Source organism: Oceanirhabdus sp. W0125-5 (genome assembly GCF_027938815.1).
Lineage (GTDB): Bacteria > Bacillota > Clostridia > Clostridiales > Clostridiaceae > Oceanirhabdus.
In genome coordinates this window covers 2,155,551-2,181,130 of record NZ_CP115913.1, presented here as the reverse complement: position 1 = coordinate 2,181,130, position 25,580 = coordinate 2,155,551, and the positions used below count along the sequence as shown (strand labels likewise).

The 25,580-nt window shown below is 29.8% G+C and carries 23 protein-coding genes and 1 pseudogene; 5 read left to right on the top strand and 19 right to left on the bottom strand.

Annotated features, from left to right (window positions below; translation table 11 throughout):
• Window positions 1–198: 198 nt before the first annotated feature.
• Entirely contained in the window at window positions 199–1,134 is a 936-nt protein-coding gene (locus OW730_RS10210) for a transposase (protein WP_271228916.1), read from the bottom strand.
• 195 nt (window positions 1,135–1,329) lie between these two features.
• Here OW730_RS10210 and OW730_RS10205 point away from each other — a divergent pair, with 195 nt between their 5' ends.
• Window positions 1,330–2,352 (top strand): threonine aldolase family protein, encoded by a 1,023-nt coding sequence (locus tag OW730_RS10205; RefSeq protein ID WP_271228915.1) that lies wholly within the window; start codon window positions 1,330–1,332, stop codon window positions 2,350–2,352.
• Between the two features lie 189 nt (window positions 2,353–2,541).
• Here the strand turns inward: OW730_RS10205 and OW730_RS10200 are convergent, their stop codons facing one another.
• The 4 genes from OW730_RS10200 to OW730_RS10185 all read right to left on the bottom strand — a co-directional run bounded on the left by OW730_RS10200 (window position 2,542) and on the right by OW730_RS10185 (window position 6,289).
• Window positions 2,542–3,744 carry a flippase gene (locus OW730_RS10200; protein WP_271228914.1) on the bottom strand — a complete coding sequence of 401 codons (1,203 nt, stop codon included), beginning with the start codon at window positions 3,742–3,744 and terminating at the stop codon, window positions 2,542–2,544.
• A 48-nt stretch (window positions 3,745–3,792) separates the two neighbouring features.
• On the bottom strand, window positions 3,793–4,545 hold the full coding sequence (locus OW730_RS10195; RefSeq protein ID WP_271228913.1) for an IclR family transcriptional regulator domain-containing protein: 753 nt from the start codon (window positions 4,543–4,545) through the stop codon (window positions 3,793–3,795).
• Between the two features lie 167 nt (window positions 4,546–4,712).
• Window positions 4,713–5,087: a CGGC domain-containing protein gene (locus OW730_RS10190; RefSeq protein WP_271228912.1), complete on the bottom strand. Its 375-nt coding sequence runs from the start codon at window positions 5,085–5,087 to the stop codon at window positions 4,713–4,715.
• A gap of 92 nt (window positions 5,088–5,179) precedes the next feature.
• On the bottom strand, window positions 5,180–6,289 hold the full coding sequence (locus OW730_RS10185; RefSeq protein ID WP_333781284.1) for an MFS transporter: 1,110 nt from the start codon (window positions 6,287–6,289) through the stop codon (window positions 5,180–5,182).
• Window positions 6,290–6,602: 313 nt separating this feature from the next.
• Between OW730_RS10185 and OW730_RS10180 the strand changes: the two genes are divergently transcribed.
• On the top strand, window positions 6,603–6,821 hold the full coding sequence (locus OW730_RS10180; RefSeq protein WP_271228911.1) for a hypothetical protein: 219 nt from the start codon (window positions 6,603–6,605) through the stop codon (window positions 6,819–6,821).
• A 132-nt stretch (window positions 6,822–6,953) separates the two neighbouring features.
• Here OW730_RS10180 and OW730_RS10175 read toward each other — a convergent pair whose 3' ends face one another.
• On the bottom strand, window positions 6,954–7,883 hold the full coding sequence (locus OW730_RS10175) for an AEC family transporter (protein WP_271228910.1): 930 nt from the start codon (window positions 7,881–7,883) through the stop codon (window positions 6,954–6,956).
• 180 nt (window positions 7,884–8,063) lie between these two features.
• Entirely contained in the window at window positions 8,064–9,362 is a 1,299-nt protein-coding gene (locus tag OW730_RS10170) for an alpha-glucosidase/alpha-galactosidase (protein ID WP_271228909.1), read from the bottom strand.
• Window positions 9,363–9,600: 238 nt separating this feature from the next.
• Between OW730_RS10170 and OW730_RS10165 the strand changes: the two genes are divergently transcribed.
• Window positions 9,601–10,452 carry an AraC family transcriptional regulator gene (locus OW730_RS10165; RefSeq protein ID WP_271228908.1) on the top strand — a complete coding sequence of 284 codons (852 nt, stop codon included), beginning with the start codon at window positions 9,601–9,603 and terminating at the stop codon, window positions 10,450–10,452.
• A gap of 52 nt (window positions 10,453–10,504) precedes the next feature.
• On the opposite strand, the gene OW730_RS10160 is transcribed toward OW730_RS10165, so the two are convergent.
• From OW730_RS10160 to OW730_RS10135, 6 genes are all read right to left on the bottom strand, one after another.
• Window positions 10,505–11,179 (bottom strand): YesL family protein, encoded by a 675-nt coding sequence (locus tag OW730_RS10160; protein ID WP_271228907.1) that lies wholly within the window; start codon window positions 11,177–11,179, stop codon window positions 10,505–10,507.
• Between the two features lie 43 nt (window positions 11,180–11,222).
• A complete protein-coding gene (locus OW730_RS10155; RefSeq protein WP_271228906.1) occupies window positions 11,223–12,620 on the bottom strand; it encodes a hypothetical protein in 1,398 nt (465 codons plus the stop codon).
• Window positions 12,621–12,648: 28 nt separating this feature from the next.
• Complete coding sequence (locus tag OW730_RS10150; protein ID WP_271228905.1) at window positions 12,649–13,542, bottom strand: carbohydrate ABC transporter permease; 894 nt, start codon at window positions 13,540–13,542, stop codon at window positions 12,649–12,651.
• Between the two features lie 23 nt (window positions 13,543–13,565).
• On the bottom strand, window positions 13,566–14,528 hold the full coding sequence (locus OW730_RS10145) for an ABC transporter permease (RefSeq protein WP_271228904.1): 963 nt from the start codon (window positions 14,526–14,528) through the stop codon (window positions 13,566–13,568).
• Between the two features lie 139 nt (window positions 14,529–14,667).
• Window positions 14,668–16,320 (bottom strand): sugar ABC transporter substrate-binding protein, encoded by a 1,653-nt coding sequence (locus OW730_RS10140; RefSeq protein WP_271228903.1) that lies wholly within the window; start codon window positions 16,318–16,320, stop codon window positions 14,668–14,670.
• Window positions 16,321–16,514: 194 nt separating this feature from the next.
• Window positions 16,515–17,348, bottom strand: coding sequence for a metallophosphoesterase (locus OW730_RS10135; RefSeq protein ID WP_271228902.1), 834 nt, complete (start codon window positions 17,346–17,348; stop codon window positions 16,515–16,517).
• Window positions 17,349–17,482: 134 nt separating this feature from the next.
• Here OW730_RS10135 and OW730_RS10130 point away from each other — a divergent pair, with 134 nt between their 5' ends.
• Window positions 17,483–18,037, top strand: coding sequence for a peptidylprolyl isomerase (locus OW730_RS10130; RefSeq protein WP_271228901.1), 555 nt, complete (start codon window positions 17,483–17,485; stop codon window positions 18,035–18,037).
• 210 nt (window positions 18,038–18,247) lie between these two features.
• Window positions 18,248–18,364, top strand: a pseudogene (locus tag OW730_RS10125) (small, acid-soluble spore protein, alpha/beta type); the annotation flags it as partial.
• Window positions 18,365–18,614: 250 nt separating this feature from the next.
• On the opposite strand, the gene OW730_RS10120 reads toward OW730_RS10125, so the two are convergent.
• The 6 genes from OW730_RS10120 to OW730_RS10095 form a co-directional block, all read right to left on the bottom strand.
• Window positions 18,615–20,084, bottom strand: coding sequence for a sensor histidine kinase (locus tag OW730_RS10120; RefSeq protein WP_271228900.1), 1,470 nt, complete (start codon window positions 20,082–20,084; stop codon window positions 18,615–18,617).
• Between the two features lies 1 nt (window position 20,085).
• Window positions 20,086–20,751: a response regulator transcription factor gene (locus tag OW730_RS10115; RefSeq protein WP_271228899.1), complete on the bottom strand. Its 666-nt coding sequence runs from the start codon at window positions 20,749–20,751 to the stop codon at window positions 20,086–20,088.
• Window positions 20,752–20,812: 61 nt separating this feature from the next.
• Entirely contained in the window at window positions 20,813–22,630 is a 1,818-nt protein-coding gene (locus tag OW730_RS10110) for a CotH kinase family protein (RefSeq protein ID WP_271228898.1), read from the bottom strand.
• Between the two features lie 15 nt (window positions 22,631–22,645).
• On the bottom strand, window positions 22,646–23,329 hold the full coding sequence (locus OW730_RS10105; RefSeq protein ID WP_271228897.1) for a DUF4956 domain-containing protein: 684 nt from the start codon (window positions 23,327–23,329) through the stop codon (window positions 22,646–22,648).
• Between the two features lies 1 nt (window position 23,330).
• Window positions 23,331–24,041 carry a polyphosphate polymerase domain-containing protein gene (locus tag OW730_RS10100; RefSeq protein ID WP_271228896.1) on the bottom strand — a complete coding sequence of 237 codons (711 nt, stop codon included), beginning with the start codon at window positions 24,039–24,041 and terminating at the stop codon, window positions 23,331–23,333.
• A gap of 149 nt (window positions 24,042–24,190) precedes the next feature.
• Window positions 24,191–25,527, bottom strand: a protein-coding gene (locus OW730_RS10095; protein WP_442945378.1) for an IS3 family transposase whose coding sequence is annotated in 2 segments (ribosomal slippage) — window positions 24,191–25,146 and window positions 25,146–25,527 — 1,338 coding nt in all. Because the reading frame shifts where the segments join, the coding sequence is not laid out codon by codon here.
• Between the last annotated feature and the right edge of the window lie 53 nt (window positions 25,528–25,580).

The window sequence follows — 25,580 nt, the reverse complement described above, 5'->3', positions numbered from 1 at the left end:
TCTCGATAATTAGGGACGGTTAATAGTTTTTTAGTCTAAACATTCATGCTAAAATTTTAAAAAACGATTGAGAATTAACTATAAATAGTGCTCATTTCATTGATTAATAAGATGATATTTAATGCTTGTCCTATTATTTGCTCTAAAAACAGCATTTAATAATTATTTATTTAAATTTTAATCCATCAAAAATTTTTACTATACTGAATAACACTCTATAAATTCTTCCACAATTTCTTTATATTTTTTATTATCCATTAACTTAATACCTAAACTACTTAATTCCGAGACTCTCACCTGTGATATATTACCAAGAACATTACATATATCAGTACACCTATAGTTACACAAACTACGCATTAATAAAACTATTATTGCTTTTGCCTCAATATATTCCCTTCTATGCTTTAAATGAATATTCAACTCTGATATCTTTAGCTTTGATGCAATAAACTCAATTATATCTTCTGGTTTGAAATTTCTTACAAGTGTATTCCTACCACTTCTATACTCAGTCTCTTCATGTTTAAAATTAATTTTTTCCTCAACCTTTTTATTTTCATATTTAAAAATAAGTCTGCTATATTTTTTTCTTGCTCTTCTTAAAGTATCTCCAAAGAAACTCATCAAAAACCAATCTTGAATTAAACCAAAAGGATCCTTTCTTTCACCAAAATATACTGCAAGACTAGAAAAGTAGTATTTTTCCGGACTATCTTTATACTTTGGTATATCTATTGGATTATTGTGAATATATAGCGATAATGCACACAAATACTTATTATCTAAGACCATTTTACTTTTAAATCTGTCTTGAAAAAGATGACCATGTCTTTTATGCTTTTTATTAAAATAACGTACATATGAAGAATTAATACCATGCATAACCCTTGATATATCTGATCCATTAGCATCTATCATAATATGAACATGATTATCCATAAGACAATATGCATAAACTTTGAATCTATATAATTTCTGATACTTTTTAATATATGATAAATAAACTTCTTTATCCTCATTATCTTTATACAAATCCACTTCAGTTATACTTCTCGCCATTATATGATAGATAGCATTATATGATTTTTGTCTTGCTTTACGGGGCATGTTTATCACCTCAATTATTATCATAATATTTGTTGCTCTTATTAATCTTGACTATAAATTGTGGTTATAAACATAAATATTTGTTAACCTTCCCTTATTTCAGTTGAAACTTTTAACAAATATATCTATACTATATTTATTTAAAGTTTTAACTAATTTAAGCTTTTCTTTTAAATGAATATAGTTTTACTTAGAATTTATACCAAAGGAGGATTACATATGTATAGCTTTAAAAACGACTATAGTGAAGGTGCACATCCTAGAATTTTAAATGCCCTTATTCAATCCAATATGATACAAGAAGAAGGCTATGGAATGGATACTCATACTAAAAATGCAATTTCTAAAATAAAAAAACTAATAGGAAATGAAGATATAGATGTTCACCTTATATCTGGAGGAACTCAAACAAACCTAATAGCAATTGGAGCTTTTTTGAGACCTTACGAAGCCTGTATATCTGCTAATACAGGTCATATTGCGGTTCATGAAACTGGAGCAATTGAATATACTGGACATAAAGTAATTACAGTAGATTCAATAGATGGAAAATTAACTCCTGATAATATTAAAGATGTATTAGCTTTTCATGTGAATGAACATGCTGTAAAACCTAGGCTCGTATATATTTCTAATCCAACAGAACTTGGTACTATATACACAAATGAAGAACTTAAAGTTCTCAGTAAGTTCTGTAACTCTAATAATCTTCTCTTATATGCAGATGGAGCAAGGTTAGGTTGTGCACTTACTGTTAAAGAAGCTAATTTAACAATATCAGATATGTGCAATTTAACTGATGCTTTTTTTATTGGTGGGACCAAAAACGGTGCCCTTCTTGGTGAAGCTTTAATTATAAAAAATGAAACTTTAAAAGAAGATTTTAGATATAATATAAAACAAAAAGGAGGTCTTGTTGCTAAGGGTCGACTACTAGGAATTCAATTTGAAGAATTATTTACAGATACTCTTTATTTCGAACTAGCTAATCATGCTAATGAAATGGCAAAACTCTTAACTGAAGGTCTAAAAAATGCTAATTGCAAGTTTTTAATAGATTCCCCTACTAATCAAATCTTTCCAATATTAAATAATACACTGATTGAGAAACTTGAAAAGAAATTTAGCTTTTATACATGGGAAAAAATCGATGCTAATAATTCTGCAATTAGACTTGTCACTTCATGGGCTACTAAAAAAGAAGCTGTTTTTGAGTTTATAGACGAATTAAATATTTATTAACCGTCCCCAATTCTCACCCTTATTCTCAAAAAAAGCTGAGGATTACCAACTACTCCTCAGCTTTTACTCAACTATTGCGAAATTTAATCTTAAATGTTTATTAACCGTCCCCATGCTTTTCCCATGCTTTTCCTATCCTAAAAATTTATTAACCGTCCCCACGCTTTTCCGTCCCCTGCTTTTCACTTTTTACACAACGCCATAAACCTTTACCTTTAAGATTCTTGATACAATAGAATACCCTAATATATTCACAAATCCAACAGATATCATACTAGCAATTGCTGCTCCGGTTATTCCCCAAACAGGTATAAGAAGTATATTCAAAACTGTATTAATAACTCCAGCCGAAACCTTTCCTGCCATATTTACTTTTGGTCTTCCCGTCATACAAACTATATACCATACACTTCCAACGGAAGCATTTATAAGTTGGCCTATTCCTCTAAATACAATAACATACTGCCCTCTTAAAAACTCTGGTCCGTAATACCCCAATAGGTTTTCTCTGAAAATCACCATTAAAATAATAATTATACTTGATAAAGCAGCAAGTGTTCTTGCGGATAACTTATACATTTTTCTTAGCTTATCAAGTTCACCATCGTGATATAATTTAGCTACTATTGGTGGAAATACAGTGTTTAGTACCACTAGTAAGATTGATGGGAATGTTGCAATTTTTGCAGCAACATTGTATACAGCAACCTCCTGCTTACTAATCATATTACCTATCATTATTACATCAATTTGACTTATTAAAACTGACATCATTGTTCCAATAATCAATGGTAGAGAATATTTTATTACACTCTTACTAATTACAAACTTTCCAAACATCTTTCTTTGCTTAAATGAATAAAAAGTTAAAGATAATATAACTGATATATATGTTGCTATAATTATATTAACAGAATTAACTCCAAATATTTTAAATAATACTACAGTAAGAATAATCTTAAGACACAGTCCACATAAAATATTTATCAAGAAATATTCTTTTATACTGTGTTTAGCTCTATAAATAGTGAAAAATAATTGTTCAGCAGACAGTAGCCATATTAAAGGCAGCATGGCTCTCACTGTACTATCTTTAATAAAAACAAATAAAACTGAACTAATCACTATACTTGCAAAAAAATTCAATACGAAAGAGGATGTGATATACTTATTTCCTTCTCGTGGTATAAAATAAAGTAGTCCCGTCCCCAGTCCTAGTGTTGCTAAAAAAATCGTCATCATAACTATAGAATATCCATAGGTATATTTACCTAAAATATCAGAACCATATAATCGTGTCGCTACAAATGGAAATAATAAGTTTAAAGCAAATGTTGCTATATTTCCAAAAAACGATTCAATAAGCTTTTTAGAAAAATTCTCAGTGGCCATATCAATATCTCCTTATCATTAATTCTCTTCTTATCATTAATTATCTTCTTATTGACTAATCAAATTATTTAATTCTACTGCTTTATTCTTTAGGTACGAAATAATTTCTTCAATTGTCTCCTCACTTAAAGCACCATTAACAAATCCTACTGCCAAAGCCGAGATTACTTCTCCCTTAGAATTAACAATAGGTACTGCTAACCTGCGAATTGAGGACTTAATTTTTCCAAAATCATCTGAATATCCTTCTCGTTTTGCAAATTCAATAAATTCTTCTACCTCTTCATGAGAGGGTGTTTCTCTACTATCATTTTCACTGTTTTTTACTATTTCATAAAATTTCTTTCTTGATTCCGCTGAAACACTTGCCATATATACAAAGCCCCATGGTCTATTTAAAAACTGTTTACTGACAGTACCCACCTTCTGCATTACTACACTATCAATATTTATAACTTTATCTAATGCAATTACTGATTCATCTGAAAAACCAAATAACAAAGCTGTTGCTTCATACTTTTCACTTATTTCCTTTAATATATTAGATGCTCTTTTCAAAATTCCATTCCAGAGAGATTCACTTTTTGCAAGAGTAAAAATTCTAGAACCTAACATATATTTACCTTTATCATTTTTAACTATGTAAGACTTTGATAATAAAACCTTTAAAATTCTATTTAAACTACTAACACTTATTCCTTTAATCTCACTGATAGAATTAAATCCCACTTCTCCTTTTTCAGCAATTAACTCAATTATTTCTAACCCATTAGTGAGTGCTGGCGCTGGACTCTTTTCCATAGTTTCATCCTCCTTTTTGTATAAAACTTTCATATACGGCAGTTAACGAATCATATATGAAAGTTATTCTGTGGTTATTATATCACATCACATATTATATTTCAAAAATAAAACATAAAAATCACCTTTAATAAGTCATAAAAATAATAAAGTACCATCATGATTTCTCACGATAATACTTTATCTAAATTTATATTATTATTCTTTTTTCCTTCTTTAGAACCATGAGTATATCCTATAACATCAAAGTGTCTACTAAATACTTTAGCAAACTCTTCATAATACTCACATCTACCTCTTATACATGTAGATAAATGAACTACCTCCACCCCAGCTTTTTTAAGTTTTTTAATTTTCTCTTTAAGACTTGCCACAGGCTCTTCGTCACATCCATTACAATTATTAAATGCAACTAACTGACAACCGGATTCCTTATATATATTAAAAGAATCTTCCTTTTCATTAAATGTTCTTAAACAGCCATTAGCTGTACACTTTTTTGAAACCTCTCCACAAACATATATAGCAACTTTTTTCATCATTTGTTCCTCCACGATTTTAAACTTAAAGTGAATTTTCATGATTGATTATATCATTGTTTCAAATTAAAAGATGTGATAATTGCAACACATATCTACACATTACATGATGTCTCTCTCTTATCTCTATGGCTAAAGAAACGTCTAAATACAATAGTTCCTATGATATAGCACAAAATCGTAACTACATATGGAGAACCATATGAGACATTCGCCATCATATACCCGCCAAGCATAATCCCTCCTGCTCTTGCAAGGTTGCTTACAGTTGACCTAAGAGAACTAACAAGAGGTCTTTGCTGTTCATCAACAATTTCCATATATACATTTTGAATTAATGGCTGAGCCATATTCATCAAAGAAGATCTAAAGAAAAAAGCTATAGTCACTAGGACAATATTCATTGGCACTCCAATTAAAATTAAGAATGGAATAGATCCCATCTGAACAAGTGTGATAGTATCTACTTTACCAAATCTTTTAGCTAATAGAGGTACTGTTAATCCGCCTACTACTGTTCCCATCTGAGCTATTGCTAGAATTAGTCCTACTGTGCTGTCTGCTATAGATAATGAATATCTTAAATATACTCCAAAGAATGGAACAACCATTCCTGCGCCAAAACCAATAAATCCTGTATATATTAAAAAGGTAATTAACTTCTTATTTAATACCTTTGGGATATCTTCAAGATTAATTACTAACCTATCTCCATGACCTTCTTGTTCTATCATCATTAAAGGAATCAAAGCTACAAATGTCATCGCGCTGACAATGTATAAGGCATATCTTATTCCTAAACAATCTATTTTTACATATGTTGTTAAGAAATCTGCTAATAGTCCAGTTCCAAATGCTCCAATCATAAATGCAGCATTTCTAGCTGAGAAACTTGCACTAAACGCATGAACTCTTGTTTCCTCAGTGCTTTTTGAGTATAAAAATGGAGCTTCAAATGTCATTAATGTTGATTGTCCAATACCAAAAATAATAGACATACATTTCATTATTTCAAGGCTTTTAAAACTAATAATTCCAATGGCACCAATCCCCATCAATATTAGTCCAAATACCAAAGCATTCCTTCTTCCAAATCTACCAGCTAACATTGCCATTATAATTGCTGAAAAGGCTACTGATATCCTTCTTAGAGATAACAAACCTCCTACAATTGTTTCGCTATAGCCTATTTCCTTAATGTAAATACCTAAAAATCCATTAAAGGCTGATGATGTTAGCCCAAATAAAAAAACAACAATTATAAATAGGGATACATTCCTCCCAAGCTTTAAATATTTGATAAGATCACTTCCTAAACATAGTATATCATCTATAATACTACATTATATTTCGATTGTCTAACATTTAGAATACCTTAATTATTCCTTTTAAATTAATAGTAATTGAGTTAAAATATTTATAAAGGAAATAATGAAATTAATATTATTTTTCGTTAGGAGGATTAAAATGAAAAAAATCACAGTTTTTGGCAGTAAGCACTGACCTGGGTGTCAACCAGTGAAAGAGTTTCTTTCACAAAATGATGTTGAATTTGTATATCTTGATATTACTGACAGCATGTTAAACTTAAAGAAATTTTTGAAGCATAGAGATACCAGAGCTGAATTTGAAGAAATTAGAAAAGCAGGCAGAGTAGGACTTCCTTGTGTAATGATTAACAAGGGGGAAGAGTTTCTTTTTGAACAAAATGAAATTGAGGCTTTGATAAAAAAATAGTTCAATTTTAACTTAATAATTAAAAATTAATTATAATATATATAATATTAATTAACCTCTTTAACTTTCATTAAAGAGGTTTTATTTTGCTTACATATAATATTCTTATATTCTCATGTCTGTTTTTTCTAATTAAAATATCAATGAATAAATAGGTATAATTAACATACTTAAAACAGTCGATAAACCTACCAATAGAGCAGCATAATCTGAGTTTGTATCGTAGAAGTCAGAAACTAATGCAGCTTGAGTAATAATTGGCATTGCCGATTCTATTATAAAAACTTTATTTAATAAGACAGGTAATTGAAATACTTTTAAACTTACAAACATTATCAGAGGCGCAATTAAAAACCTTCCAATAAACACCATATAGCTACATGCATCTAATTTTATGTTCTTAAAATTAATTGAATATATTATTGTACCAATAAAAAACATTGATAGAGGAGTAGTTAAATTTCCAATATATCTAAATGAATTCACAATAAAAACAGGCAAATTAATCTCCACTAGTACCAAAGTAATACCTATTATAAATCCAATTAATGGAGGAGAAAAAATCTTTCTAACAGATTTAATACCAGTAAACATATTACTCTTATTTGGGTTACAACTTCTTATGCTAGTTACTCCCATAGTCCAAAAGAGACATGTGTTTGCTATGTAAAAAAGAAATACATATGTTGCACTTTCTTCACCATGTAATGCAATATTTACAGGTAATCCTATAAATATAGAATTTGAAAATGCAATCATTGTACAAACTATCCCTTTTTTACTTTTATCAATTTTTAGAATTTTACACAACCACACAGCAATTATATATGTGATTATAATACTAAAAAAAGCTACTGTTATTCCATTTACAGAATTAGATAGTTTTTCTTTACTAAATCTCATGGGGATATTTACAATCATCATTAATGGAAGTGAAACATTTATAACTATCTTAGAAAATAGTTTACTAGTTTCTTTAGTGAAAAGACCTTTCTTAGTTAAAATAAAGCCTGTCCCTATCATAATAAAAATTGTTAAAACACTATTAAAGCTATTAAGCATGTGGAATCCTCCATCTTTAGTTATTATGTGAAGTAACTTATATGTAATAAATTATAAGACTTATATATCAATTATAGTACTAACCATAATAAAATGTATAGATGCATTCTAACTATATATACCTTTTTCAAAAAAATAATTAGCAACGTACTTGATAACTCATTTACGTTGCTAATCTTTTTATTCAAACTTTGGAAGCCAATCACCGTGTGCTTCAATTAAATCATCACAAAGTGAACGTATATCATCAATTGATAACTCAGCTGATGTATGTGGATCTAACATTGCAGCTTGATAAATATACTCTTTTTTTCCTGTTAATGCAGCTTCAATTGTTAATAATTGAGTATTAATATTTGTCCTATTTAAGGCTGCCAACTGTTGTGGTAAATCACCTACATAGCAAGGAGTAACTCCACTTCTATCTACCATACAAGGAACCTCTACAACTGCATCTTTAGGTAGGTTAGTTATTAACCCTGTGTTTAATACATTTCCTCCAATCTTGTATGGGATATCAGTTTCCATAGCCTCCATAATATACGATGCATACTCAGTTGTTCTTTTATGTTCTAAGTTCTTGTTGTTAACAAGTTCTTCTCCCATCTCTTTCCAACCCTTTATTTGCTCAATGCATCTTCTTGGATATTCATCTAAAGGTATATTGAATTTTTCTATTAATTCAGGGTACTTACTTTTAATAAAATATGGCATGTACTCTGCATTATGTTCACTTGATTCTGTAACATAATATCCGAATTGCTTCATTATTTCATAACGTACCATATCATAATGCGGTGTTTCTCTTTCTAATGCTCTTCTCTTTATTTCAGGATATAAATCTTGACCATTTCTAGAAATCTCTAAAAGCCATGCCATATGATTTATCCCCGCTATCTTCCACTGCACATCCTCTTCAGGAATATCTAAACCTTTCAATAAATATTTTGCACAAACTTGTACACTGTGACATAATCCAACTGTTTTAATGTTTGTACCTCTCAGCATTGCACCTGTTAATGTAGCCATTGGATTTGTGTAATTTAAAAACCATGCATCTGGACATACTTCTTCCATATCTTTTGCAAAATCGAATAAAACAGGAATTGTTCTTAAGGATCTAAATATTCCCCCAATACCAATAGTATCTGCTATGGTTTGACGAAGACCATATTTCTTAGGAATTTCAAAGTCCGTAACTGTGCAAGGCTCATACCCACCTACTTGAATTGCATTAACTACATAATCTGCCCCTCTTAATGCTTCCTTTCTATCTGTGTATGCAACAATTTCAGCACGATTCTCGTTAGAATTTCTGTTTATATTATTCAACATAATTTCTGATTCTTTTAATCTCTTGTGATCAATATCATATAGTGCAATATGAGAGTCTCTTAATGCTGGAGTAAGCATTACATCCCCTAAAACATTTTTAGCAAAAATTGTACTCCCTGCTCCCATAAAAGTAATTTTTGGCATGTTAATCCCCCTTTTTTCTTTTAACTATATTAAAATTATTTCTACCATTATTTTAAAATGAATAAAGGGAAAGATATATAGAGTTATGTCATTAGAATATGGTTTAATGTTATTATTTCCAATTTGTCATTATTTTGATTTTGATGTAAAATATAATAAAATTTAAATTATTTAGAATATTGCATATATTATAAGTTAAATAAGTTTTATTTATCTATTAATTAACTTGGAGGTTACTATGTCTGCAAAATTTACCCAAGAACAATTTATGGAAGAATTAATTCTAGAAATAAACACTAAATATGATTCAAATATATATGTTTATCACTGCGGGTGGGAAAAATGTAAGCCAAAACATTCATATGGCCCTACAGTTAGAGATCACTTTTTAATTCATTTCGTAATAGATGGACAAGGTAAGTTCTACCTTAAAGATAAAGTATACGAAATTAAAAAAAATGAAGGTTTTTTAATTTGTCCTGATGATATAACCTATTATGAAGCAGATGAGGAAAACCCTTGGAATTATCTATGGGTGGGATTTAATGGAATCAAGGCACCTCAATATATCAAACAAATTGGTCTCGATTCAGATAACCCTATAATAAAACCTAAGGATAGCGAATTTATTATCGACTGTTTAAAAAAACTCACTGAAAGTTCAAAACTCTCACGTGGTAGAGAAGTGAGAATGTTAGGATATCTATATTTATTCTTATCTAAGTTAATTGAAGAATCCAACCTTAAAGACAACTTGCATTATAAAGATGAATATATTCTCAAAGCTGTCGAATATATTGAAATGAATTATTCTAGAAATATAACCATTAAAAATATGGCTGACCACCTCGGGTTAAACAGAAGTTATTTTAGTAGTTTATTTAAAAAGACACTAAATGTTTCACCACAAAAGTTTTTAATACATTATCGAATTAGTAAGGGCTGTGAACTTATGAAACACCATAAAAATTTAAACATAGGAGATATAGCTCGTTCTATAGGTTATTCTGATCCATTAGTATTTTCTAAGACGTTTAAATCTATAAAAGGTTGTTCACCCAGTGATTACAGAATTGAATTAGACAAATAAAAAGGACTTTTCAAAGAAAGCCCTTTTTTATTTCTTATTAAATTAAATTTCCTTAGGTATTTGCTTTTGCCTTCTCTTCAAAATCCTTTAAGATATCTTTCTGAAAATACATTATACTGTAACATACTATACTTCCAATAAATAATATACTTACTCCAGGAATAGAATAAAATGCTAGCCCGCTTGCTATTAGTGATATTATTAAGAGTAAGGTTACTTTAAAATGTTTAAATATGCATATGAAAGATAAAACAACTGCATCCTTAGTCTTCAAATGAAATCGTGATATCAAAGGGAATATATATACTCCTATTAAAAATGCTATCATAAATAAAATAATAAATAATATCCCAAATACGTTATTAATAAATTTAATATCTACATAAAGAATTATTAGTGCTGCTAAATCAATGGACCATATAAGTAATGATTGCTTGAAATTCCTTTTATACATTCTAAAAAAATCTTTTGTTATACTTAAATCTTTTTCTCGAATAAATTTTCCCATTACACCCAGCAAAGCAGTAAATGCAGGTCCTACAGGTAAACAAAATAAATATATTTCTACTAAACTTGGTTGTATAGAACGAGGTGCGCTTGAAAAAAACAAAAGAAATAACAGCGGGATATTAACCAAGGCAAAATACATATTCCCTATAAAAAACCAGTAGAAATAATTTATCATCGTAAATATTGGTAATTTACTAAAACTTTTTTCACTATCCATTTTATCCCCCTATAATACATTAAATTTCCAAGAGACACGTTAATTAAATAGTTTTAATTACATGCTCTTCCCCTCTTCCAACCGGGATTTCAACATATGAGTATTTTAAACCATCAATTTTAATTTCTTTTTTGGTCTTTACTTTAATATCATCCACTATTAACTCTTGAACATCATTTTCAAAAGCAGCTTTCCAATATAAAGTATCACCTGAAATATTCCTTAAAACAGCTTCTTTATTTTTATTATACCTAAGGGATATCTCATTTTCAAATACTGGAATATTATCTATTGTAATCCAATCCACCTCATCTGTAAGTCTCGGTGTAGTCTCAATCACTTTTCTTGTGGCATCGGGATTTACACCCATCATACCAGTAATAATACTTCCAACTACACTAAATGAAACCTCTGGATACTCTCTTCTTTTAAGTAATGGACTCATTAATTCCTTTAAAACTTCAAATGCCTGCTCTTTATATCCATACTTATATAATACTTCAGGGTAATGTGATTTTGTTTCAACATTAATATTTCTACATTCTAAAAGAACTTTAATAGCGCACTCAGTCTTTAGTCCCCTTTCAGGAAGATTAAAATATAAAGGCATTGGCGTAACAACATTTGGATTTTTCCATGCATCTTTTAAGGATGTACCGAAAAAATTCCCATTCTCTAATATGAAGGTATAAAAGTTTTTATCCCTCTTACTCCACCATAATGAGTTATATATTCTCTTCATTACTTTTGCTTTTTTTTCATATTCATTAGCTTCTAGAAAATTATTTCTTAAACTTTGGATTTTAGAATAAGCATGATAACCTGCATATTGTGCAGCAATCTGATCACTTGCAGCTAATATTCCATATTCCCCAACCTGAAATTCTAAATATGATGGTATCCCTCTATATGGACATTCCCCTTTATGTTCCATTATCCCATCATTATTTATGTCCCAGCTTTTAACATACTCTTCAACTGTTCGCTTATAAAAATTTAAAAATATAGAATCTTGAATATAATCTTCATCACCAGTCCAAAGGTATTGTCTATAACAGCAATCTAATACATCAAAATTTGCAGGGAGGTTGTACCAAAATATTTCATCACTTTTATAATCTACAGGGGCTGGTAAATCATCTTTATTAATTTCCCAATAGCTGCACCAATCTCTAGATTCACTAATATTTGCAGCAAATTTTTTTAACATATTCTTTGTATGTACTTGTAATCCCAATATTTGGGCTCCTGTACTTTGATGGGCAGTATCCCTCATACAAAATGCATCCCTTTCAGGTAGAGCAGCTTCATACCACGCTCCTACGGGATCACCAAAACGTACATACTCAAGAGCTTGTAATTTTGCCCATTTAAATCCATGAACAATTTCCTTATTTGATGAATTAACTTCAACCTTGCTTAAAATACCAGTGGTGATCATTATCAATCCCTCCTTTATACAATCATGACTATTCTTTAACTGCCCCAATTGTTATTCCTGATATAAAGTATTTCTGTAAAAATGGATATATCAGCGCAATTGGAATAGTTACTATCATAGTAGTAGCCGCACGTACTGTTTTAGCTGTCAGTTTGGCAAATTTAGTACTAGCCATTTGCTGATCTGTTATATTTTCAAGTGCCTCAACTTCTAATAACATTCTTTTTAAAATTACTTGCATTGTATCCCATTTTCCTGATGGATTATAGATCATTACATCAAACCATGAATTCCAGTGTCCCACTCCTGAAAAAACGCAAATTGCAGCTATAACAGGAACAGATATAGGTAATATTATCTTAAAGAATATTCTTAACTCACCAGCACCATCCATCCTAGCAGACTCACATAAAGAAGTAGGTATTTTCTGAATATATGCAGCAATCAATAACATGTAATATGCACTGAATAAACTTGGTATCCAATAAATACTGAATGTATCTATCAAATGTAATTTAATCATTAATAAATAGAATGGAATCAATCCTCCACTAAAATACATAGTTATAACAAAAAGTCTTCTGATAAATTTTCTTCCTGAAAATCCTTGTATAGTAATTATATAAGCTAATAGTGCCGTTGCAATAACACTAGTAGATGTTCCAACTATTACTCTTAAAATAGAAATCAAAGCAGATTTTAGCAGCTTTTTATTCATAAATACATACTCATATGATCTTAATGAAAACTTTCTCGGCCAAAGATATATGCCTCCCCTAATAGCATCTGTACTATCATTTAAAGAGATTGCTAATTGATTTAAAAATGGATAGAGCATAATAACCACAAGTAATATCATAAAAATTATATTAAATACATCAAATATTTTACTTCCCAGACTTTCTTTATACCTTCTTTTCATCCCCTCACCCCACAACTATTTAGTTATATTACTGACAGGTCAAACAATTTCTTACTTAATCGATTTACAGAGAAAATAAGAGCAAGACCAATGGTAGACTTGATAAATGAAATTGCTGTAGCATATGAGTATCTTCCTAATTGAATACCGTACCTATACGCATAGGTATCAATTACATCCCAATATTCTCTTGTTTGATCAGATCCTAAAAGAAGCTGTTGTTCAAATCCTGCATTAAGGATACTTCCAATATTAAGAATAAACAATAATATTATTGTAGTTCTTATTCCAGGTAGAGTTATATGCCAGATCTTTCCGAATCTTCCTAGTCCATCTACCTCCCCAGCCTCATATAAACCTTTGTCTATTCCAGCCATAGCAGCAAGATAAATAATTGATGACCATCCTACACTCTTCCATAAATTAGCCGAAGTTATAATAGCCCAAAAATATTTTCCTTCACCTAAAATTGACATTTCACTGTCTATAATACCAGCCTTCATTAACATAGTGGTTATCAATCCCTCGCTACTTAATAGGGAATAAATCAAACTTGCAGCAACTACCCATGAAATGAAATGTGGTAGATATGAGATTGTTTGAACAGTTTTCTTAAAATATTTCATTCTTAATTCATTGATTAATAATGATAAGAAAATTGGTGCTGGAAACACAATTAACAGATTCAATCCACTTATTACTAAAGTATTTCTAATAATCAAGAAAAAATCTGGTGATTCAAAAAACTGTTTAAAGTATTTTAGCCCTGCCCAATCGCATTGCAATATACTTTTCCCAGGTATGTAATCAACAAATGCCATAAATACCCCATACATTGGATAATAAGCAAAAACTAATACCCATAAAATTATAGGAATGCTTATTAACCATATCTGCTTCTCTCTAAGAAATCTTCTTTTAATCTTATCTATTTTTCCATTCTTCTTAACTTTCTTGTCATTTACCTGCAAAGATAGATTCTTCATTCTTCCCCTCCTGACAAAACATCTTCCTTGAATTTATTAAAAAGAGAAGGAGTTTTACCCTTCTCTTTTTATTGCAGTCATTTTATATAGTTAATTCCTTTACAACAAAATGACACAATTCACTTGAGATTTTGTTCTTTTATTTCCCCCACTTTTCTACGTTGATCTTATATTGTTCTGTCATATATTTTTGAAGTTCATTAACACCAGCTTTGATTAGTTTCTTTTTCATATCTTCATAATTCTTATTGAACTCTTTCTCTGTTTTACTTAATACAGTCTTCGCCCAATATGTATCTATGATATCTTTAACTTGTTGCTTCTTAACTGTTATTGGGTTATCTGCTAAGAAATCTATTTGGCTCATAGCTGAATTATCATACACTGTATCTCTTAAATTATCATTCATAATTTTTTTCCATTTTGCTTCATCATTAAAACATTGGTCTATCCACGCATTAACCTTTAAATTATCACTCATAGCTCCTTGTGGATGAATTAACCAGAATTTATTAGGTCCAAGTAAATCATGCTCTTCATAATCATAAGTAGTGTTTATGATTTCCTCTTTTGATTTTTGATTAAAGCTCCATTTACCATCTTTAAAATTCCAGTTGGAGTTTTCTAAGTTAGGTACACCCCATGCAAATAACCTTGTACCATTTGGAGTAATTGCTGCGTTAAGGAATTTAATAATCATTTCTGGATTTTTACACTTATCAGTTATAACTGTATATCCCCAACCAGTTGTATCTTTTGGACTAAGGTAAGCTTTATCAGCATCCTTATCCTTTAACTTAACTTGAACATATCTCTGTTCATCACTCCATTTTTTATCAAGCTTTTGCCAAACTTCATGCCCAGCATTCCAACTCTGCCACCATGGCCCTATGTGTCCAGCAATTCTTTCCCCTGAAAACTTTGCCTTCCAGTCATCATATTTATTTGTAAAAGAGTCTGGATCAAGCATACCATCTCTATAAACCTTATTATAGAACTCTGTAAACTCACGTCCTTCAGAAGTATTTATCCAGTGTGTTAAATTGTGCTCATTATCTTCTTTATAACCATTTTTCAATCCCCATACACCTGCTATTGTATTTATGCTGCAGTATTGGTTCCAAGATAATGCATATGTCTTTTTACCATTTTCATCTTTTGGATGCTTGTCTACCATTTTCTTCAATATTTCATAATACTCTTCTGGTGTTTCAAACTTAGGTTTTCCTAATTCCTTGTACCAATCTAATCTTATATGAGCTGAATAATCAGGTATTGGTAGAAGTCCCCAAGCATATGGCAACTTATATAATTTGTTATCTTCATCTAAATATCTATTGTAGTAATCACCCAATTCATTCTTAATATTACTACCATACTTATCAACATATGATGTAATATCTTTTAATTTCCCCAATTGTTGTAATCTAACTACATCTGCTTTACTTAATCCAGTCATAACCTCTGGATACTTTCCAGATGACAACATTAGATTAAATCTCTCATTTGCATCTGTGTCATAAACAATTTTGTTTATTTTCACATTAAATTCATCTAAGATATATTTTTTAAGTAATTTCGTTGTTTTTTCCGTATCATCTGGATTAATTTGACCTTTTTGATAAAAAGAAAATTCAAAAGTTTTTTCAGGAATTTCCCAACCATAATCATTAGTTCCAATTGTTTTAATGTTACTTACATTTTCAGTTGGTTTATCATCTGATTTACAACCTGAAAAAGTTCCAACTACGAAAACCGCAGCCATTACGGCCCCAAATAACTTCCTTTTCATTAAAATCCCCCCTAGAAGATTAATTTTCTTAAATTTGTTATTTATATTTTATTGTAATTTTTTCCTAAATTGAATGAATTAATGTTATATGTATATGTTTAAATGTTAGTTACATAAATTTTACAATTTCAATAATAATATTAATGTGTTATAAGGAGAGATAATTTAATAAATAATCACAAAAAAACTGATTTCTATTGAATATAGAAATCAGCTCTATTCTTATGTTTATTAATAACCCTTATTAAGCTCATCTGAGATCTATTTAAAAACCTAATGGGAAGAGAGTGAACCCCAACTCCACTATCAATATATACTGCTCTGTCTTTACCTTTCAAGAAATATAGTCCCTTTTGCAACTTAGGAAACATCCCTTGAGATGTAAATAATGCTCCTATAAAAGGAAGTCTTATCTGCCCACCATGAGTATCTCCAAGTAAAGTCAACTCACATTCTATATATTCATCTCTATCTAAGATTTGTGGTGAATGACTTAATAAAATTGACAATTTAGTAAAATCCACATTATTAAATGTTTTCTTCAGGTTATCTCTCTGACTTCTTGCATCACTAGCTCCACAAATATTAATCTTCTCTTGCCCTATTTTTAAAACTACACTTTTATTATCTAAAATATTTACTCCCATATTACTAATCTCATTCAAAAATTCATAGCTTCTCTTATTAGAACATTCATGGTTTCCCATTACGAAAAATACTTTATCTGTGTAATCTAAAAGTATTTTAATTAACCTATAGGCACTACTAAATTCTTTATGATTTTTACTAATAATATCTCCAGTAATTACTATGAAATGAGGATTACATTTTTCTATGATTTTCTTATATTTTTTCTCACTAAACATTTTTTTGTTGTGAAAATCTGTTATTTGCATAACTCTTAGTTCATCTATATTTTTAAGTTTACTGCTTTCAATTTTCACTGTATTTATCTTTGTAAAATTAACCTCGTATATAATTCTTGCTGTGATTAGAAGAGAAGCGGTTAATGCGCTTATCAAATTCATGATAATTTACTCCCTTCCATTTGCTCAATAGTTAAATTAAACTTCAATTTATTGTTCATATTAACCTCTCTTTAATATCTCTTATAGGTAAATTATAGCACTATTATGTTATAATTTAAAATAGAGGTGATAAAATGAAACATCCTATAGTAACTATTACAATGAGAAATAGAAAGAAAATTAAAATAGAATTATATCCTGAATTTGCACCGAATACAGTTAATAATTTTATCTATTTAATTAAAGAAAAATTCTTTGATAATATGGCCTTTGTTAGAGTTGTAAATGGACGATTAATTCAAGCAGGAGATCCAAATATGCCCGGACCAGAACGTACAGATGTATCTCCAGGATACATAATAAATGGCGAATTCAACAAAGAAAATTATCATAATCCATTATCTTTTAAATCAGGAGTTGTTGGTATGGCCATGGCAGATTATGAATACACACCAAATGCATCTGCTGGAAGTTTCTTTATTATGACAAAAGATGAATCTAAACTGGATTCTATTGTTCCAGCCTTTGGAAAGGTAATTGAAGGTATGGATGTGATTATAGAAATAAATAAAAGCAATACAAGTATGAAATATGGATATGATGTGCCTGATGTGATGGAATATTTTGAAAATGTTACTGTTGATACTTTTGATACTGAATATCCTAAGCCTGAGAAAATCTATGAATAAAATAAAAACCCATGTAGTAAATATCAATGTACTACATGGGTTTTCTATAATCATTTAGCATGTTCCTAAGTCCTTAAATTGTTCTTCTTATACTGAAAACCATTTTTTCTTCCTATGAAATCCTAACCACTTATTCCAATTATTTACCATCATAATATTTTAATATTTGTACAAACTATTAATACATAGTAACATCAAATAAAATTATTAATGGATAAAAATTTAGTACCTGAAGCAAAAGAAGGTTTAGCAAAATTTAAAATGGAAACTGCTATTGAATTCAGAGTAAACCTTAAATAGGATTACAATGTTGATTTAACTTCAGCTTAAGTAGGTTACATATGTGGACCTATAGTTAAAAAAATGATTGTACAATACAAAGAAATCTATAATCATATATGGGGGATAGATATATAGTACAAGAAACATAAGTCACATGCCTTTATTATTTTAACACTTTTTTTAAAATTTATACTAAGTTCACTCTAGAATTTTTTATTTTACTCATATCTCTTTTTTTTAGCTTTGAATATCTTGAATGAGTGTGTACAAGTTGTTCCTTGTCACATCCTCATTATCATTCACTCTTCTCAACATCAAACCAAAATACAACTCCATCTGGAACATTAAACACTCCAAAATCATTCCCATGCAAATTCTGAACTGCTTTTACAATAGATAAACCTAATCCACTTCCACCATATTCTCTAGCTCTAGCTTTATCAACTTTATAAAAATGCTCCCAAATTCTTTTTATCTTATCCTCTTCTATATTTTTTCCGCTATTGTACACGAATACTCTTACCTTATCTTCCTTTTCTTCAATTGAGATTTTTATCTTTTTATTATTATCTACATGATTAATTGCATTGTTTAAATAATTTACTATTACCTGTTCTATTTTCATAGGGTCTACTAATACTTCAATATTGCCTTTATTTTCAAAATCAACGTTTATATTTTTCTCCTTAAGTATATTTGAAAACTTTGCTATATCATAATCTATAAGGGTATAAATATCAATACTGCTTTTTTCTAATTTATATTGACCAGATTCCATCTCTAATAGTGACATAAGTTCTTTAACTATACTATCCATTCTACAACTTTCATCAACTATTACCTCACAATAAAAATCCTTATCTTGTGGGTTTTCCATAATATCTAATTTTAGAGCATCTGCATACCCCCTAATAAGGGCAATAGGTGTTTTCAATTCATGTGAAACAGCATAAATAAATTCTTTTCTAGTTTCATCAATTTCTTGTTTTATTTTTATCTCATCTATCAACATACGATTCTTATTATTTAATTCATTTATTGTCATCTCAAGTTTATAAGATAATTTATTTATATTATTACCTAACTGTCCAATCTCATCTTCCTGATTAACATCTACTGTTTCTTCAAAATTCAATTGGCTCATTTTTTTAGCAATATCATTTAGTACTAATATTGGCTTTGTAAATCTTTTAGACAAATAATATGCCCATATTACTCCAATGATTATTATTACTATTCCTACTGCTAAAGCAAATTGATTTGTAATTATCACACTTTCCTTAAATGCTTCTAATGGAACTCTTATTGACAATTCATCTCCATTATTCATTTTTTCATTTATAACTAAAAAATCTACTTGCATATTTTTATCTCTTACAACATATCTTTCACGACTTTCATCAATAATTTTTGAATCTATAACTTTATCTGAAGATAATAGTGGTGGAATAAGACGTGTTTTTCCCCCCCCTTTAATATCCTCTCTTATTCTCTCTAAGGTACTATATTTTAAATTTCCACTAGAATCTGTTATTACTATAAATGTATTTTTCTTATTTTCATAGTACTCCATAATTTCGTTTACTTCATGGTAATCATTATCATATGCCTTACTTATACTTCCACTGATTTCTATAAGTGATTTTTCTTTTTTATACATATAATAATTTCTATAAAATACGGTGTTTACTACAGAGAAAAGCAGCACAAATGATAAAACCATAAGTGTTATTTGTATAAATAATTTTCCCTTTATAGATTTCATATTAATTTATCTCCAATCTATAGCCGAATCCTCTGACGGTTTTTATGATTCCACTTTTGCTTTTCAATTTAATTCTTAATCTGTTTATATGAGTATCTACTGTTCTCTCATTCCCATAATAATCATATCCCCAAACTTTATTTAAAATACTATCTCTTGAACAAGCTGTATTCTTATTTTCAACTAAGTATAATAAGAGATCATATTCTATAGGACTTAAATCTAAAGGTTCATTGTTTAAATAAACAACTCTTGCATTTTTATCAACTAACAGGCCATTTAAATTAACTGTATTACTCTTAGCTTCCACTCTATTTAATAGAGATTTGATTCTAGCTATCAAAATAAGAGGGCTAAAGGGTTTTGTAACATATTCATCAGCGCCTATTTCAAAACCAAAAAGTTCATCATGTTCCTGAGATCTAGCAGTAAGCATAATAATAGGTACATTTGAATTTCTTCTTATTTCTCTACATGCACTCCATCCATCTACTACAGGCATCATTACATCTAAAATAACTACATCTATATTTTCTTCCTTATAAAAAATTTCTGTTGCTTCTTGACCATTACTAGCTTCTAATACAATAAAATCTTCTCTTTTTAAAAAGTCTTTTACTAGCTTTCTTATTCTAAACTCATCATCAGCAATTAATATTTTATGCAATACTCATCACTCCTTATATGCAGACAAGGATAAACTAAATTAGTTTACCCTTCACATTAAATTATCTTGGTTGCCCATCTGCTCCTCTTGACTGTCCACCATTTCCATTTCCATCATTGTATGATTTTATTGTACCATTTAATTGGCCTTCTATACTATTTATTCTATCTCTAATAAATTCTTTTAGACCATATATGATTTTATTACTAACTTGATTTTGTTCTTCTCTAACTTGATTACCTTTACCACTATTCTCATTACCTTGATTGGTCTGCCCCTTACTTGAAGCTTGTTCTTCACCTTTAGAGGATGCTTTACCCTGAGCTTGTTCTTGAACTTGCCTTTCTCCTTTAGCAGGAGCCTTACCTTGTGCTTCTCCTTGTGCTTCTCCTTGTACTTTTGCTGGTGCTTGGTCTTGCCCCATACCTGGTGCTTTACCTTGTCCTTTCATAGGTGCTTCACCTTGCCCTTTAGCTGGTGCCTGTCCTTGTTCCCTTTCTTGACTTTCCCTATTCATTTCACCACTATTTTCCCCACCTTTTGAAGGTGCTTTTTTATCTGAACCTTTTCCATTTCCAGCTTTCTCACCTTTATTTCCACCTTCCTGTGGAACTCTTGGAGTACGTTCAATATTGTTATTTCCTACAGGAGCCGCACTCTCTATACTCTGATCTTTTTCTAATCCTATTAAGAACTGCTCATAAGTGAAAAATTTACTTGGGTCCCTCTCCACATAAGGTGCTATCATAGTGCTTACTTCATCAATAATCTTTTCCATATTCTCATAGCTCATAGGACCATTTATTAGCTCTTTGATGTATTCTTCGTATCGATCTACATATTCTTGATTTTGGAATAAAACCTCCACTAAAGGTCTGCTCTCCATTGGTCCTGAAGTTGGATCAAATATCATATAGTTTACCAGCTGCTCTCTATCCAATTTAGCAGAAAACCCTCCAAATCCTTGATTAAAGTCCCAAGGAATTATTGAGAACTTACCATCCTCTTCATATATATAGAAATTATGAGGAATAGCACCTGGGTAACTATCTAAACTGACAACTCCTACTGTTACTGCTAAATACTTAAGTATGTTATCAACATTTAGTACCGCTTCAAGATCTCCTCCGTTATTAATAACATCAATTAAGTTTAAAAATGCACTATGATCAGTTGAATCTTCATTTGTTTTTAAGTTCATATGACCATAATCCTCTATTGAATCTCCCTGCCAACCAAAGTCAAGCATATATGGCTTATATAGGTCTCCATCTGCATTTTCAAAGTTAGTTCCTACAAAAGCTTCATCTACTGGCTCTACTACTAGATACAAACCTTTTAGCTCATCATTAATATATACTTCTGCATAGCTTGTTCTAGGAGCAGGTAATCCCATTTCTCTAAAGATATAGTATGATAGATATTCTCTTAGATAAGAAGGATCTCCAAAGTTATTATTTAATATCAATTGGTTAAGACCATAGAAATCTTGCCCTTTATCATACTCATCAAAGGAAATCTTGAAACTATATCTTTCTGAACCACTGCTAACAACTTGTCCTAAACTAGAATTCCCCTTTGTCCTAATTCCTACATTTTCAACTTCATTTCCATTAACTATTACTTTATTAGCAAAGATATATTCTTCCGCTAAAGGATCTGAGTACATCTTGTCTAATTCTCCATCCTGAATATATAATCTTATTTCTCCTACTTCACCTTCAATAAAAATCTCATTTTCTAGTACATCACTGCTTAGTTCTTCATGTGTAACCTCAGTGTATGTGTCTATTACCTTTACTTCTGCAATGCTTGAAACTACATAAGTTAATACTAGTATAAGACACAAGGACAATGTAATAATTATATTTTTTTTCATATCTATCACCTCTTATTAAGATGTGTAATCGCCATTATAACTAACTAACATTGCATTTGATACTCCTCTTTCTTTTGTAATATTATTAACAAAAGAAGCATTTTCTTTAATTAATCTCAGTTCTAAAGTTAGTTCTCCTTGATTCTTATTGAATGACTTTGATTTAATTTTACATTTTTTAGCTTCTGCTTTAATTGATTCTAAAAGCTTGTTCTCATCTGCTGAATCATCATAGTTCATAATTAGTAAATATGCATTATCATTATAATCAAACTTATTCATAGCTATAAGAATTACAGCAATTATTCCAGATCCTATAATACCTAATAAAAATAGTCCTGCTCCATTTACTATCCCAACTGCTATAGCCCAAAACATATACACTAAATCCATAGAATCTTTAACTGCTGTTCTAAATCTAACAATACTCAGTGCACCTACCATACCTAGGGATAACACTACATTAGATGAAATTGCAAGGATAACCACACAAGTTACTAATGAAATTAACAATAGTGATACGTTGAAACTTTTTGTATATAACACTCCATTATAAGTTTTCTTATATATATAAAATATAAATAATCCTAAAACAAAAGTTATTCCTAATGATAAAACAATCGTTGAAATACTTAACTGACCAAAATTCTCTGTAAAGCTATTTTTGAAAACATCCATGAAAGTAATTTTTTCTCCCATATTAATTCTCCTCCCACATATTTGTTTTTGTGTATTTTCTACAAATAACATATTTTGAATTTGATAACGCTTCCCTGTTTCCTATAGATAGAATATCTCTAATATGTGATGGCAAGTACTCATCATACTTTAATTCCATTACAATAATATTATTCTCTAAGGCAGTAATTAAAGGCACTTCTGGATTTAACAAGCCTAAGTCATTTACCCCTGTTTTTAACCTTTTATCAAAAGTTATTCTCACATTTCCAGCTTTGTATGTGTATGCCTCTCTATCATAATCAACTATTACCTTTGGTTCTAAATTAAATGCTTTAATATGACTGTAAAAGTCCTTTAGCACAGGATGTGAATTATTATTTATGAAGCTATAATCTCTTGCTAAAATATTCTCACATTCTTCTTTTGTAACACTAGTCCACTGTTTTGCAACAAGATGTCCATGTTTAATCTTCTTCTCCAACTTTATTAAGTCTGATTTATTGTTATAAATTCTTATTCTAAACTTATATCTATCCTTTACTCCTAATATCTTTTCAAATAATGCTGTATTCTTGAAATCATCAAAATATAAACTTTTAATATTATAATCACACCCATTAATTGCATTGTTATCTAAACTCATAAATTTATTTAACTTATTTTTTAAAGAAATATAATCCATAGTGTTAATGTGATATTTGTATTCATGCCTGAACTTTTGACCTTCCAACTGTGCTGCACCTCCTTTCACTTATGATTTTAGTTTTCTAATGTCACAGTTTTGTCACAACTTTTATACAATTTGTAACTTTTATTTCAATGAAAAAAACCACTATGATTTTAAAATGTACCCTTTGTCAAGGACATTATAAAAAAAGACTATGCAGCAGCTTGAAGATGATTTCTGAATGATACAGGAGTCATCTTCTTTAAATTCCATTGATATCTGTAATTGTTATAGTAATCCATGTATTCATCTATTTCATCTTTAAGCTCGTCCAGAGCTGTGCATGATTTAATGTAAGCCTCATCCTTAAAATGTCCAAAGAATGATTCTTGAGGTGCATTATCCCAACAATTTCCTCGTCTAGACATTGATTGTCCTAATCCAAAACTTTTCACTAACTTTTGGAAATTGGGGCTAGTGTAATGTGCTCCTTGATCTGAATGGATAAAGGCATCAGGGGCAAGAGTAATATCTTTATTATTCAATAATTTATATATTGTATCAGTGGCGATATCTAGCGATAAGCTAGTGGCTACGTTATAAGCTAGTATCTCATTAGTAGAACCGTCTTTAATCGTAGATAGATATGCTCTTTTGTTATTACCATACGTTAGATAAGTTATATCTGTAAGCAGTACTTTTCCGGGGATATTTTGTTTAAACTCTCTATTCAATAAATTAGGGACAACTCTGTGCTCATGGGTGGCTTTCGCCATTCTTCTATAAGGATTAGCCTTCCTTATGGGGCAAACAATGTTGTATTTTCTCATTATTCTCCTTATACGCTTTAAATTATATACAATACCAAACTGACCGTCTAATGTCAGTTTAATTTGACGAGCACCTTTTTTACGATTCTTGAACTTGTATGCTTTTAAAATCAAGTCTTTTGCTACTTCATCACAAAGCTCTCGCTTATTTCTTGATTCCATGGCTGTTGCAGAAAAATAATTATAGTATCCTGACCTTGATACGCCCGATAGATTACATAAATAACTAATCATATTTTTCAAGTTATATTTTTTAACTGTATCTCTTATTATTATAAACTTGTCCTTAGGAAGTATTTTTATTTCTTTCGCGTCATCATCCTTTCCATCATATCGAGCTTTTTTAGAAGTTCGTTCTCAGCTTTCAGTAAATTATTTTGTGCTTGGAGTCGTGCATATTTCTCCTCTAAAGAAAGCTCTTTAGTTGTTGGCTTTCCTGAATTGTTTCTTCTTGTATCAGCTAAACCACATACACCATTATGTCTATAAGCAGCTCTCCACCTTTTACCAGATGATCTTACTCTTTCAATTCCTATGATATCTACATCAAATCCACATTCTTCGAATATTTCTCTAGGGAATTTTCCGTTCTGATTCTCAGCTATAAAGATTTTTTTGAATTCATCAGTATACGTAATTGCTTTATTAGTGACATTTTTTACGTATTTGTTTTGTGCCAAAGTTTCTATTTGTTCTTCTGTAAATATCTTTTTACTCATTTTTTATCCCCCGAATTCTCATTTATTTAATTATACATAAAAATACCCTATAA

Coding starts and splice junctions, on each gene's coding strand:
- OW730_RS10150 (WP_271228905.1), bottom strand. CDS start 13,542: ATGAAAAGAAGGTATAAAGAAAGTCTGGGAAGTAAAATATTTGATGTA.
- OW730_RS10135 (WP_271228902.1), bottom strand. CDS start 17,348: ATGAATTTGATAAGCGCATTAACCGCTTCTCTTCTAATCACAGCAAGA.
- OW730_RS10155 (WP_271228906.1), bottom strand. CDS start 12,620: ATGATCACCACTGGTATTTTAAGCAAGGTTGAAGTTAATTCATCAAAT.
- OW730_RS10165 (WP_271228908.1), top strand. CDS start 9,601: ATGTCTGCAAAATTTACCCAAGAACAATTTATGGAAGAATTAATTCTA.
- OW730_RS10195 (WP_271228913.1), bottom strand. CDS start 4,545: ATGGAAAAGAGTCCAGCGCCAGCACTCACTAATGGGTTAGAAATAATT.
- OW730_RS10145 (WP_271228904.1), bottom strand. CDS start 14,528: ATGAAGAATCTATCTTTGCAGGTAAATGACAAGAAAGTTAAGAAGAAT.
- OW730_RS10105 (WP_271228897.1), bottom strand. CDS start 23,329: ATGGGAGAAAAAATTACTTTCATGGATGTTTTCAAAAATAGCTTTACA.
- OW730_RS10200 (WP_271228914.1), bottom strand. CDS start 3,744: ATGGCCACTGAGAATTTTTCTAAAAAGCTTATTGAATCGTTTTTTGGA.
- OW730_RS10210 (WP_271228916.1), bottom strand. CDS start 1,134: ATGATAATAATTGAGGTGATAAACATGCCCCGTAAAGCAAGACAAAAA.
- OW730_RS10110 (WP_271228898.1), bottom strand. CDS start 22,630: ATGAAAAAAAATATAATTATTACATTGTCCTTGTGTCTTATACTAGTA.
- OW730_RS10170 (WP_271228909.1), bottom strand. CDS start 9,362: ATGCCAAAAATTACTTTTATGGGAGCAGGGAGTACAATTTTTGCTAAA.
- OW730_RS10190 (WP_271228912.1), bottom strand. CDS start 5,087: ATGATGAAAAAAGTTGCTATATATGTTTGTGGAGAGGTTTCAAAAAAG.
- OW730_RS10175 (WP_271228910.1), bottom strand. CDS start 7,883: ATGCTTAATAGCTTTAATAGTGTTTTAACAATTTTTATTATGATAGGG.
- OW730_RS10130 (WP_271228901.1), top strand. CDS start 17,483: ATGAAACATCCTATAGTAACTATTACAATGAGAAATAGAAAGAAAATT.
- OW730_RS10140 (WP_271228903.1), bottom strand. CDS start 16,320: ATGAAAAGGAAGTTATTTGGGGCCGTAATGGCTGCGGTTTTCGTAGTT.
- OW730_RS10205 (WP_271228915.1), top strand. CDS start 1,330: ATGTATAGCTTTAAAAACGACTATAGTGAAGGTGCACATCCTAGAATT.
- OW730_RS10160 (WP_271228907.1), bottom strand. CDS start 11,179: ATGGATAGTGAAAAAAGTTTTAGTAAATTACCAATATTTACGATGATA.
- OW730_RS10120 (WP_271228900.1), bottom strand. CDS start 20,084: ATGAAATCTATAAAGGGAAAATTATTTATACAAATAACACTTATGGTT.